The organism is Ruminococcus flavefaciens, assembly GCF_900119075.1.
GTDB lineage: Bacteria > Bacillota > Clostridia > Oscillospirales > Ruminococcaceae > Ruminococcus > Ruminococcus flavefaciens_Q.
The window spans coordinates 120,078-132,870 of sequence record NZ_FPIP01000010.1; the positions used below are offsets into that span (position 1 = coordinate 120,078).

Consider the following 12,793-nt stretch of genomic DNA (forward strand, 5'->3'; position numbering starts at 1 on the left):
GGAACTGCGATGAAATACGAAATAATCGAGATATTCGAGGAGGATTACGGCTGCGAGGGTATCCCCGAGGACGAGGAGCTCATGTGTACTGTGCTTATCCGCGCTGAAAACGGCTTCGAGAAGCACATAAGGCTCGCCGACAGTTTCCTCACGGAAAATCAGCTGAAAAAAGGCAGCACCCTGCTGCTTGAGGAGGTCTAATATGGCAGAAAAAGCAAACAAGGCAGTGGAAAACCACAAGAATTTTTACAGCTGCTCCGCCGCTGTGCTCAGCGCATTCGCTGATGAAGCTGGTCTGAGCGAGCAGGAGGCAAAAGCCGTTGCTGCGCCCTTTGCAGGCGGAAGAATGGGAAAATGCGGAGCTGTTCTTGCTGCGGAATATGTGCTCTCCAAGCGCTTTCCCGACAGCGCAGACAGCAAATGTGCCGCATTTGAAAAGGAATTCACTGACATGAACTGTTCGTTGATGTGCCGCGAGCTCAAAGGAGCTCTCACAGGCGCTCCCCTGCGCTCTTGCAGAGGCTGCGTTACCGACGCCGCTGAGATACTCGAAAGAATGTGCTCGGAGGACTAACTCCCCGAAAACGGAAAGCATTGACCGTTATATTTTTATACAGGTCTGTGTTTTTATCGGGAAAAACCTTTCTGAAGAAAGGTTCTCCTCTGACGGAGGCGTGCCCCTCTGTCCTTCGGACATCTCCCCGCACTGCGGGGAGTCACTCTCAAACTCTCTCCCTAAAACTTTCGTTTTGTTTTTTCTCAGATAGGGCGCACCTGCATTTTGCAGGCTTTTTTTATTTTACAGAGCGCCCTATCTGTGAAAAAACCAGATAAAAGTCTTTGGAAAGGGGGTATGGGGGAAGAACCTTTCCTCAGAAAGGTTTGCCCCCATAATAACCACAAGCCTTTATGTACAGTATTACGTTAATTGCTTCCCGTTTTCGGGGTTTTTTATTCAACAAAAACTATAATCCCATGCAAAAATGAACTGATATTTGAATTTGGAAAGATATATAACTGTTTTGCACTCCGTTTTGAATGATTCTTCTTACAAATTCAACTATTGGTTGTTATTTGTCTATTTTTATTCGCTTGCACTCAACCGCAAGTGGTGATACAATAGATTGTAGAAAGCACAGAGAGTGGGAGGTGTGCCATGGACAAGAAAAGCATTTTCAGGATAAATCTCGTAAAACGCCGCAAAGAACTGGGACTTACTCAGGAGCAGCTTGCTTCACGTATGAATGTTTCCCCTCAAGCTGTCTCAAAATGGGAAAATTCCAGCTACCCTGACGGCGAGCTCCTTCCACAGCTTGCCAAGGAGCTCAATACCTCTCTTGATTCAATGTTCGGCGTAAAGATAACAGACAGCCAGCGGGACATCGAACAGCTCGTTGACGACGAGCTTCGAGCAACTCCACCTGATAAGCGCTCCGAGAAGTTCATGCGCATCATGTACTCTGCCCTTTGTGCCTGCAACCCCAACACCGATACAGTAGGACGGCTTCGGGAAAGCTACGAGCATGAGACCTACGCAGGTCTCAAAACCGATCGCGAGTTAGCACTGTCGCGCATCAGCGAGGACCTGCGTTACTTCTGCTTCTTGGAGATACCCGAAAATGGCGTTAATTCCTACTTCGGCGATACTACCAACATGATACGGCTTTTCAATACCCTTGCCGACGATGACGCTATCAGCATTATCAGCTACTTAGGCGCAAGCGTCAGGAACAAGATGTTCTCGGTGGCTATGATATCGGAAAAGCTCGGTATCCCCACCGAAAAGGTACAGCACATCATAGACAGGCTCGACCGCTTCGGACTTGTATGGCGAGTGTCCGCCGATATCAATGACCTGCCCGTAATACTCTATGGTTATACCCACCAGATACCCCTTACGCTGATACTGGTGCTCGCAAAGACCATTACCAACTACCTGAAATACATGGATCCCAATGTGGAGGAATGGTCACAGGGAGCTTTCAGACGCGAGAACGGCGAACAGGACGAGGTAGTCCCTCAGGTGCCGTGGTGGGGTGAGGGCGAACTTTAACAGGCTAATTATCCGCTGTCCTGCACTGCGGCGGAGATTATAAAAAAACGGAGGAAAACATATGAAAAAAACAGCAGCGTTTCTTGCAGCCTGCGTTGTAACAGGCTGCGCACTCACAGCGCCCATGAACGGTATCCCTCAGGCAGCCGTTAATGCGGCTGACGGCTATGACATGAAGATAACCGTTGACCTCAAGGGCGAAAAAAAGGAAATATCCCCTCTCATCTATGGCGTGAACCAGTATACAACTCCTCTCAAGGACGTCAAGACTAATTCCGTTCGTCAGGGCGGTAACCGTATGACAGCCTACAACTGGGAGACAAACGCTTCCAACGCAGGTTCGGACTGGAAGCACAGCTCGGATACCAACCTCTCGGAATCCGACGATCCCGCAGACTGCGTTCAGCAGCTCTCAAAGGACGCAGCCAAGAACAATGTTGGCTACAAGCTTACCACTCTCCAGCTTGCAGGCTATGTTTCAGCCGATAAGAAGGGTACTGTAACAGAAGAAGAAAAAGCTCCCTCAGACCGCTGGAACAAGGTAGTTCTTACAAAGGGCTCCGATTTCGCAGAGACTCCCGACCTGACAGACGGCGTAGTTTACATGGACGAGTACGTAAACTACATCATCAAGAAGCTGGGCGACTCAAAGTCAAAGACAGGTATACAGGGCTACAGCCTCGATAACGAGCCTGTTCTCTGGAACGACACACACAGCAGAATGCACCCCGAGCCTGTTACTATCGAGGAGCTCAAGACAAAGTCCATTGAAATGGCAAAGAATGTCAAGAAGCTCGATCCAAACGCTGAAGTATTCGGTCCTGCACTGTACGGATACACAGCTTTCGATCACCTCGATGACGACGATCAGCATGACGAATGGGAAAAGGTTAAGGCTGAAAACAACTACCACTGGTATCTTGACAGCTACCTTGACGATATGCACAAGGCTTCGGAGGAGTGCGGCACAAGACTCCTCGATGTTCTCGATATCCACTACTACTCAGAGTCCGCAAGAAAGGGCGCTGAGGACAGAGTTCAGTCAGTTCGTACCCTTTACGAAAAGGGCTTCGTTGAAAACAGCTGGATAGGTCAGTGGTGTATGGAAAACGTTCCGATACTTCCTACGATCCAGGCGTCTATCGACAAGTACTACCCCGGCACAAAGCTGGGTATCTCCGAGTATAACTTCGGCGGCGGCGACGATACATCAGGTACTATCGCACAGGTAGAAGCTCTCGGCTGCTATGCTGACCAAGGCGTTTACTTCGCTACTCTCTGGGGCGGCGAGCCGTTCATCGTTTCGGGTATCAACCTCTACACAAACTACGACGGAAAGGGCGGCTGCTTCGGCGATACCCTTATCCCTGCAAAGTCCGAGGACGTTTCCAAGTCCAGCACTTATGCTGCTGTAAACGCTAAGGACGACTCTACAGTAACTGTTATGGTCACAAACAAGAACATGACAGAAAAGGAAAACGCAACTATCGACCTCAAGAACGCTGAAAAGGACTACAAGTCCGCAGCTGTTTACGCTATCTACGGCGATGACGAGAAGATAAAGCTCATCGACGTTATCAAGGACGTCAAGGACAACAGCGTAAGCGTTGACCTCCCTGCTTTCTCAGCAGCTATGGTAGTCGTTTCCGACAAGGCTGACGCTTTCAGCGACCTCAAGACCTATGAGGAAACAAAGACCGACCTCGTTACAAAGGAATACACAGATATCGAGAAGCTGACCAACGACAAGGGCTTCGTAGTAGTTCCTGTCGAGGACGCTAAGCACCTCTCAAAGATAGTCATCAACGGCGCTGTTACTTCAAGCGCTGGTTCAAGCTGGGCTACAGCAGGCTGTGCTGTATGCATGAACGCTGTTTCCAAGGACGGCGAGAACTTCTGGACATACAAGGATTACTCAATGCCTCTGGGCAACAAGGTATCCGCTACAGTCAAGTTCGACGGTATGCTCACAAAGACCACAGGCGAGGGCGCTGACAAGGTATCGGAAGACCTTGAAGCTACTATCGCAGACGGCAAGTTCGAGCTCCAGAAATGGTGGGACGCTTCCGAAAAGAGCGAGGCTTCCGCAGAGGACAAGATAGAAGTCAAGTATTCAAGCATTCAGGTAGTTTATGAGTACGCACAGGGCGAAACTCCCACTGTAAAGCCTGATACTTCAACTACAACAACTACATCTGAAACAACTACAGCCAGTAGCAGCACGACCACAACTACTTCTGCGACAACTACTACAGTCGGCAGCGGAGACGTTTTATACGGCGACGCAAACGCTGACGGTGCAGTAGACCTTTCGGACGCAGTAATGATAATGCAGGAGCTGGCCAATCCCAATAAATTCGGTCTGAACGGTACGGACGAGCACCATATCACCGAAAAGGGACTCAAAAACGCAGACTGCTGCAACGTTGGCGACGGCGTTACAAACAACGACGCACTGGCAATACAGAAGTATCTGCTGAAGCTTATAGACAAGCTTCCTGCCGAGATAAAGGAATAAGCTCCCATTTGCTCCTTTATCATAAAACATGAAATCCTCTCTTTCTAAAGTTTTAAGGGCTTCCCTCAGTGGAAGCCCTTTCGCCTGCGCAGTGATATATCTTAAATACGTCCGTTAAAAGCGGACGCGACAATTCTTTATTAATAAAAAGGGCGTGATAGATTCACGCCCTTAATCTGTATATTCTGTGTGGTTCTTGCCGTTGTTCTTGCCCTTGTAAAGACGTTTGTCGGCTGTTGTGATTACGTTGTCTATCTTGTCCACAGGTATTCCCTTGCTTACTCCGAATGTCATAGTAACTCCGAATTCAACGTCGTCTATCTCAAAAACATGACTGCGGAGCATCTTATGTATCTGGTCGGTAAATGCAACGCCCTTTTCTATGCTTGCATTTGGTATTACAAAGAGGAACTCCTCTCCGCCCCATCTTGCAGCATATCCGCCGTCGGGAATAAAGTTTATGAACTGGTTCGATACGTAAACAAGCACCTTATCACCTACGTCATGTCCGTAGGTATCGTTTATCCTCTTGAAGTTGTCGATATCTCCGATACCGATAACATACTGGCTCCTCGGAGGACAGTCTCTTCGGATAGCACGGATATTCTCATTCATTGCACGTCGGTTGAACAGATGAGTAAGCGGATCCTTTGAAGCCTGCTCCTTGAATTCCTCACGCTGATCCACCAGCTGGAACTCCTTATACTCACGGATAAAGATATTTGATACGCCTGCTACCATCATCACGAAAACTCCGATGACTGCGTTTGTTATCTGTATCGCCTTTATTACGTCATTATCCTCGAATACATATTTTACATCGGCATTGTAATCCATTGTGATCTTGTAATACAGGAACAGTCCCATAGATACCGCCGAGATAATGAACGGGATATATATCTTCTGCGTATACGTCAGGAACGTTGCGGGGATTATCAGTATAAAGAACATCGCAAAGTCGGGCTGCCACCCAAGAAAATGCGTGGCAAATGCGGCATGGGCGATAACTTCGATATCCGCAAGATACAGCAGTGCTGCACCGCCCTTTCCTAAACGTATGACAACAAAGAGCGTAAAATAAAAAAGAACACTGAATATATTGAATATAACAAGTTCTTTGACCTGAAGTATATAGAACATTATCAGGTACGCAATATGTGCACATAAACAGGCTATATTACTGAATGAATATATAAACTTTTCATTTGATTTGTCAAATATCTGCTTGTGGCTGGCAACGAATTCTCTGAGAAAATACGTGTCATTTTGGGAATTCATATCGATTGTCACTCCCCCTCAAGTTGTTATACAAATTATTATACACCAAATACGGCATTATTTCAATATATAAATTGTGAACAACATATACAAATATCCTCGAAAAAATCTTCATGAATTTACTTATTTAAACATTCAGGCGTTTTTTCCGCGATATAGCTGTCAAGTATCTCTGCTGCCGTGCGGACGAATCTCACACAGGGACGAACCTTATAGTACTGCTCGGTGCGCTTTTCAGGCTCGGGAGTGCTTGTAACAGAGAGCCCCTTCAGCAGTTCTCCGCAGATTATAGTGCTGTGCTTTTCCTTGAAACGGGCAGCAAGCTCCTGTATGCGCTTGTAGTGTTCGGTCTTTTCCTCATGGGAGTAGCTCTCACCGAGTCCGTAGAGTATGCCTGCCACCATGAACATAGCCGAGCAGGTGCCGCAGACCTCTCGCATTCTGCCCATTCCGCCGCCGAATGAGGAGGAAAGCCGCAGAGCGAGGTCATAGTCCATGCCTGTTACGTCTGAAAAAGCGCCAAAAACAGCCTGAGCGCAGTTTAATCCGCCTGCAAACAGCTCGCAGGCTTTGTCAGCGTGGTCCATATTTATTATCTCCTATATAAAAATATAATTTATGTTTGTAGGAGTCGGATATTATCCGCCCGTTGAAAAATGTAGGGGACGGCGTCCTCGACGTCCCATTTAGGGACGCCCTCTCTTGCAGGTCCCCCTAATCGGGTCCGTCCCCTCTGTCGCGTTGCGACATCTCCCCACACTGTGGGGAGTCACCCCACCAGAGGCGCTGCCTCTGACCTTACCGGTACGTCCCCTCTGTCCTACGGACATCTCCCCATTTTATGGGGAGTCACTCCGCCAAAGGAACACAGTCCCTTTGGAATCCCATTCAAAAAGCGCTTTGAGCGATGTACGATTATCGTTGCCATGAATAGTGAGCGAGTTTACGAGCGGCAACGTGGCAAGGGTGCAGCGTCACGCTGCAAATTATGATTTATATTATAACGTAAATCAGTTCAAAAATCAAGTGTAAACGGAATGTTATTTTTTTAACACGAAAAGCCGAGGAAATTAGTGTATTTTGCATTAAAAGCTCCAACAGGACAAAGTTTTTTATAAAAAAGACTTGATTTTATACCGAAAAAGTCGTATTATATATACAGGTATGTTCTGCACTCACTATGATATTTTCGCACAATATCTGTGCAGAGCGCCCGTAAGGACAGATATTGCTGCGTTTTCGCGCAATAATGGGCTTCCTAAAAACCGAAAGGAGTATTTATAATGATTTATTCGCACGAAGTTGAAACAATGTGCCCAATCGCACAGGGCGTTGCTCACGGCGCTGCTCCCATTCCTGAGGAGGCAAAGTGGGTAAAGGCTAAGGAGATCAAGGATATTTCCGGATTTACACACGGTATCGGTTGGTGTGCTCCTCAGCAGGGTACCTGCAAGCTCACACTCAACGTTAAGGAAGGAGTTATCCAGGAGGCTCTCGTTGAGACTATCGGCTGCTCGGGTATGACTCATTCTGCTGCTATGGCTGCTGAAATTCTCCCTGGCAGAACAATTCTTGAAGCTCTTAATACAGACCTCGTTTGTGACGCTATAAACACAGCTATGAGAGAGCTCTTCCTCCAGATCGTTTACGGTCGTTCACAGTCTGCTTTCTCTGAGGGCGGTCTCGTAGTAGGCGCTGGTCTTGAGGACCTCGGTAAGGGCCTCCGTTCACAGATCGGTACTACATACGGTACTCTCAAGAAGGGACCACGTTACCTCGAACTCACAGACGGCTATATCACAGGTCTCGCTCTTAACGAGGACGACGAGATCATCGGCTATAAGTTTATCAACTTTGGTAAGATGATGGACTTCATCAAGGCAGGCGACGACGCAAATACTGCTTTTGAGAAGGCTCAGGGACAGTACGGCAGAGTTGCTGACGCTGTTAAGATCGTTGATCCGAGAAAAGACTAAGGAGGACTTGTAAAATGGCTTTATTTGAATCATATGAGAGACGCGAGAAGCAGATCCTCGCTGTTCTTAAAGAATACGGCATCAGCTCTATCGAGGAGTGTGCTGAGGTTTGCAAGGCAAAGGGACTTGACATCTACAAAATGGTAGAGGGTATCCAGCCTATCTGTTTTGAAAACGCTAAGTGGGCTTACACTGTAGGCTGCGCTATCGCTATAAAGAAGGGCTGCAAGAGAGCTGCTGACGCTGCTGCAGCTATCGGTGAAGGTCTCCAGGCTTTCTGTATCCCGGGTTCAGTTGCTGACCAGCGTAAGGTTGGTCTCGGTCACGGTAACCTCGGCAAGATGCTCCTTGAAGAGGATACAGAGTGCTTCGCATTCCTCGCAGGCCACGAGTCATTCGCTGCTGCTGAGGGTGCTATCGGTATTGCTGAGAAGGCTAACAAGGTTCGTCAGAAGCCCCTCCGCGTTATCCTCAACGGTCTCGGCAAGGACGCTGCTCAGATCATTGCTCGTATCAACGGATTCACATATGTTGAGACAGAGATGGACTACGCTACAGGCGAAGTAAAGGAAGTATTCCGCAAGGCTTACTCAGACGGTCTCCGCGCTAAGGTTAACTGCTACGGCGCTAACGACGTAAGAGAAGGCGTTGCTATCATGTGGAAGGAGAACGTTGACGTTTCTATCACAGGTAACTCAACTAACCCAACACGTTTCCAGCACCCTGTTGCAGGTACATACAAGAAGGAGCGCGTTGACGCCGGCAAGAAGTACTTCTCAGTTGCTTCAGGCGGCGGTACAGGACGTACTCTCCACCCAGACAACATGGCAGCAGGTCCTGCTTCATACGGTATGACAGATACTCTCGGCCGTATGCACTCTGACGCTCAGTTCGCAGGTTCATCTTCTGTTCCTGCTCACGTTGAGATGATGGGACTCATCGGCATGGGCAACAACCCGATGGTTGGTGCAACAGTTGCTTGTGCAGTTGCTGTTGAAGAGGCTATGAAGTAATTTATATAGCCAAATCTCAAATTTTCATTATTTGCTCATAGTAATTTAATGGCCAAAATTTTGTCACCTGTCACCCATTTGTCACCGCATTTCAAATGCAATCGGCAAATTATTCGGTTTAGGGTGACAAAAAGTAGGGTAGTAAGTTCAATGCTTACTACCCTTTTTTGTTAGCTTATTTCATTTTTAATCTTACTATAATACTTTGAAACTTCACTGTCGGCATTATTAAAGTTCTCTGAGAATGACTGCAAACTTCCTGTTGGATTAGTTGCCAATTCAGTTAATGTTAGATATGCGTCATAATATCCCTTTAATACTTCATATGAATCTTTCCATTCATCTGGCGGATTCTTTAATTGTTTCATAATATCCGCAACTTCTTTTTGATTTTTTTCAATTCCTTCAATTTCCATTGAAAAATCTTCATCAGCAAACAAATTTCTCAATGATGTATTAAAGTCGTTATATGTTGAACCACTTTTGGTATATTTATTAGTTTCATAATCACTTTCTTCATAAATACTGTTATACCAGACTTTTTTTATAAGATTTCCGCAGGATTCTGCATCGGCGGCACCAGAAAGCATTTTTCGTGATACTTCTTTATAATTAGTTTCATAATTATTAACTTGTTCAACGTGTAAATCTTCAGCTTTCTTATTATTATATTTTTTCACGCCAAATATTACACCAACAACTACGCCAATCAGTATCAATACCGCTATGCATATTATAATTATTTTTTTAGTATCTACTCTTACCTTTATTACTTCAACTTTTTGAAGTTCCTTACTAGAGGTTTCCTTAGTTTCTTCAATTGGGCAACCACATTTAGGACAAATCTTAGTATCTTCATTAATTATTTCTTGACATTCAGGACATCTTTTTTCCAGTTTAACAAGTTCATAATCGCAATGAACACATTTTGTTGATTTATCCGATATTTGTTTTCCGCAATTTGGACAATTCATTAATGCCATATAATACAACTCCTTTCATAATCAAAGATGTTTTTATATGTATTAATTATAAGTCATATAATAATATCTTTCAATAATGCCAAACTAAATGTTACAATCTCTTCACAATAAATGTCTGATAGCACAAAACGGTTAGATATGATTTGTATATATTGCTAATTACAACAACAAAAAAAACTCTCCTCGCGGAGAGCTTCATTTAATTTCGCCTAAAAAAAGAACCGCTTATTCAAGCGGTCCTTCTGTTTCAATCATCTTCTGATTCAATTAATTCTGCAAAACACGTGGGAGAGAGCACTTGAAAGCTCGAAGTACTGCTGATTGATCTCATAAGTATCAACGTACTCAGCTATTTCCTCTCTCAGATCGCGCGGCTGCTCGTCGTTGTCGATAAGAATGCTGTCCAGCGAATAGTTGAAGTCATGATCCATTGTAAAGATAAGAACGCCACAGTCGTTGCATTCTCTCTCCAGTACATGGTTCACAAACTCCTTGCTTACAGGAAGGTACAGACAATCATAATCGTCGTCGTACATATAGGTATTTCTTCCTGTTACTACATCGTCGTAAACCTCGCCCATCATTGCAAATAATCTCATAAATAAGACCCCCTAAATGAAAAATAAATTATGTACTTATAATACTCTCAAAACGGCGATTTGTAAATACCTTTTTTTGAAATGTCACATTTTGTTAATCATATTCGGTATTGTGCTACAAATTCCGCTTAACCATTTGTATAATTACTCCATGTATTACGACGTGTTCAACAAAGATTTGTGGACAAAAGTCCGTACACAGGCGGTTTGCAGAGGGTTTATTCTTATTTTAATTATACTATTCGGATATTTTATAGCTGTTCAGCCCGATTTATCATTGCTGAAATGTACGATCATCTTATGTAAAAAGCAGTCCATAGCCATAGTATTTATACAGAAGTTTTATGTTTATTATTGAGAGAACCCCTTTTGAAAAAGGGGCTTCTCTCAAACTCTCTCCCTAAAACTTTCGTTTTGTTTTTTCTCATATAGGGCGCTCCTGCATTTTACAGGTTTTTTTATTTATGGTGCGCCCTATCTGAGAAAAAACCAGATAAAAGTCTTTGGAAAGGGGTATGGGGGAGAACCTTTCCTCAGAAAGGTTTCCCCCATAAATAACTATAAGTTTCTATATAAGTATTTCGGTTATGGACTGCTTTTTGTGTTTTACTTAACTCTTTTCATAGTAGTTGAACCATTTTCATTTTTTATTGTAAGGGTATCCTCATCGACTGTGAACTCGATAGGTTTATTATCTCCTTCTGCGCCCTCGGGAACTACTACTTCAAAAGTATTGCCGTTTACCTTATATTGCAGGAACTTATTTATCCATATCTCGCTGTTTGCTCCGTCGATATTAACAGTCATGGTCGTATCGCCTATATCATTTTTATTAGAAAGCAAAGCTAACCACAGCATACTCTTATGCAGCTCACCGCCTGTTACCTTATATGTACCGTTGTAGCCGTCTCCCTTTATTTCACGCTTCATCTCGAATATAACTTTATCCTCAGAATTCAGAGTGATATAGTCGCCCTCAGACACAAGGGAGCTATAGGGATATACAGTATCCTGATACTTTATGCCGTCAGTACCGAAAGAGAAGTTTTCTGTCGAATAAAAGAACATGGAGATATACCCGTCATCTGTGAACGCTATTCCCTCGGTGTTGTCTTCTTCGTCAACAGGGAGCCAGCTGCCCACGATAGTAGGTTCCTTTTTCGGCGGAGCAGGAGGATTTTTCAGGTAGTCCTCGAACTCCATAGTGCCGCTGGTGGACTTGTAAGCATAGTAGGATAATACCTGTGAAGCGTCGACTGCATTAACAACGCCGTTATTATCCACATCTGCGGCTTTTTTCTGCGCCTCAGTGAACTTGGGAGCCTGATTTGTGGATACGCGGGCGTATTCCGAGAGTATCTCGGAGGCGTCCACTGCATTTATGGCAGAATCACTGTTTATGTCGCCGAGACTGCCTGCAAACGCCGTAAATCCTGATGTCATAAGCATTACATCAGCAACAGCCGCACCTATAAAAGCCTTGATTTTCCTGTTTAACATTATTGATACACCTCTGCTTTATTAGTTTTTTCTCTCTTTTATAGTGATAAAGAACTATTTGCCTTAATGACCTGTTGAGTCCCATAATTACTTGCACTCATACTGCCATTGTTTTTCGGCAAAAGCAATATAAATTTCTGCATATATCACTATTTAATATTTATATTATACTACCCGTTCAGCATAATGTCAATATTCGTATGCATATACACTTGCCATTTTTTGCGAAAAATTTTATAAAAAAAGCAATTTTTCGGCGTTGACAAGTCAGCAAAATCGTGATATAATCGGAGATAATGAAACATTGTATGCTGGACGGAGGCAGTGATGAAAAAGGATTCAGGCTATAATACAAGGCAGAAGGAGAATCTGCTCACATATCTGATTAATAACAAGAACAAACACACCAACGTTCAGGAGATAAGCGCATTTTTATCATCTGAGGGAACTCCCGTTGGAGTTGCCACTATATACAGACAGCTGGACCGTCTCGTCGAACAGGGGCTTGTGCGCAAGTACGCCTTTGACGGCAAGACCAGCGCCTGCTATCAGTATATCGAGGACGAGGAAAAGTGCCGCAGCCATTTCCACCTCAAGTGTCTCAGCTGCGGCAAGCTCATTCATCTCGACTGTGAGCACCTTGCGGAGCTTACACAGCATATCGAGAATGAGCACGGCTTCTCCATAGACTATTTGCAGACCGTCTTTTACGGACGCTGCTCGGATTGTAAGGACGAAGGCTGAGGCTCGTTTCCTGAGGCGGAAGAGTCCTTTGGAATGTATATTTTTACGTCCTCGTCTGTTTTACGGGGCATGATATCACCTCCGAGAGTATAATGCCCGAAAGAAAGGATATTTATTCAGATGCGCATT

12 protein-coding genes are annotated in these 12,793 nt (G+C 44.8%); 7 read left to right on the top strand and 5 right to left on the bottom strand.

Annotated features, from left to right (window positions below; genetic code table 11):
- Positions 1-9 precede the first annotated feature (9 nt).
- The 4 genes from BT105_RS13120 (at position 10) to BT105_RS13140 (ending at position 4,571) form a co-directional block, all read left to right on the top strand.
- Positions 10-201 carry a hypothetical protein gene (locus tag BT105_RS13120; protein WP_072301155.1) on the top strand — a complete coding sequence of 64 codons (192 nt, stop codon included), beginning with the start codon at positions 10-12 and terminating at the stop codon, positions 199-201.
- A gap of 1 nt (position 202) precedes the next feature.
- Positions 203-574, top strand: coding sequence for a C-GCAxxG-C-C family protein (locus tag BT105_RS13125; protein ID WP_072301156.1), 372 nt, complete (start codon positions 203-205; stop codon positions 572-574).
- A 582-nt stretch (positions 575-1,156) separates the two neighbouring features.
- Entirely contained in the window at positions 1,157-2,053 is an 897-nt protein-coding gene (locus BT105_RS13135; RefSeq protein WP_072301158.1) for a helix-turn-helix transcriptional regulator, read from the top strand.
- A 61-nt stretch (positions 2,054-2,114) separates the two neighbouring features.
- The gene (locus BT105_RS13140) at positions 2,115-4,571 is read left to right on the top strand and encodes a glycoside hydrolase family 44 protein (RefSeq protein WP_072301159.1); all 2,457 of its coding nucleotides are present in this window, start codon (positions 2,115-2,117) and stop codon (positions 4,569-4,571) included.
- 171 nt (positions 4,572-4,742) lie between these two features.
- On the opposite strand, the gene BT105_RS13145 is transcribed toward BT105_RS13140, so the two are convergent.
- A complete protein-coding gene (locus BT105_RS13145) occupies positions 4,743-5,711 on the bottom strand; it encodes a GGDEF domain-containing protein (RefSeq protein WP_177243993.1) in 969 nt (322 codons plus the stop codon).
- A gap of 257 nt (positions 5,712-5,968) precedes the next feature.
- Positions 5,969-6,442: a C-GCAxxG-C-C family protein gene (locus tag BT105_RS13150; RefSeq protein ID WP_143186603.1), complete on the bottom strand. Its 474-nt coding sequence runs from the start codon at positions 6,440-6,442 to the stop codon at positions 5,969-5,971.
- Positions 6,443-7,132: 690 nt separating this feature from the next.
- Between BT105_RS13150 and BT105_RS13155 the strand changes: the two genes are divergently transcribed.
- On the top strand, positions 7,133-7,825 hold the full coding sequence (locus tag BT105_RS13155) for an iron-sulfur cluster assembly scaffold protein (protein ID WP_072301162.1): 693 nt from the start codon (positions 7,133-7,135) through the stop codon (positions 7,823-7,825).
- Positions 7,826-7,839: 14 nt separating this feature from the next.
- Positions 7,840-8,838 carry a GGGtGRT protein gene (locus BT105_RS13160; protein ID WP_072301163.1) on the top strand — a complete coding sequence of 333 codons (999 nt, stop codon included), beginning with the start codon at positions 7,840-7,842 and terminating at the stop codon, positions 8,836-8,838.
- Positions 8,839-9,008: 170 nt separating this feature from the next.
- Here BT105_RS13160 and BT105_RS13165 read toward each other — a convergent pair whose 3' ends face one another.
- From BT105_RS13165 to BT105_RS13175, 3 genes are all read right to left on the bottom strand, one after another.
- Positions 9,009-9,821, bottom strand: a complete 813-nt coding sequence (locus tag BT105_RS13165) for a double zinc ribbon domain-containing protein (protein ID WP_072301164.1) — start codon at positions 9,819-9,821, stop codon at positions 9,009-9,011.
- 263 nt (positions 9,822-10,084) lie between these two features.
- Positions 10,085-10,420, bottom strand: coding sequence for a hypothetical protein (locus BT105_RS13170; protein WP_028514702.1), 336 nt, complete (start codon positions 10,418-10,420; stop codon positions 10,085-10,087).
- Between the two features lie 606 nt (positions 10,421-11,026).
- On the bottom strand, positions 11,027-11,920 hold the full coding sequence (locus BT105_RS13175) for a dockerin type I domain-containing protein (RefSeq protein ID WP_072301165.1): 894 nt from the start codon (positions 11,918-11,920) through the stop codon (positions 11,027-11,029).
- Positions 11,921-12,247: 327 nt separating this feature from the next.
- Here BT105_RS13175 and BT105_RS13180 point away from each other — a divergent pair, with 327 nt between their 5' ends.
- Positions 12,248-12,664, top strand: coding sequence for a Fur family transcriptional regulator (locus BT105_RS13180; RefSeq protein WP_072301166.1), 417 nt, complete (start codon positions 12,248-12,250; stop codon positions 12,662-12,664).
- Positions 12,665-12,793 lie beyond the last annotated feature (129 nt).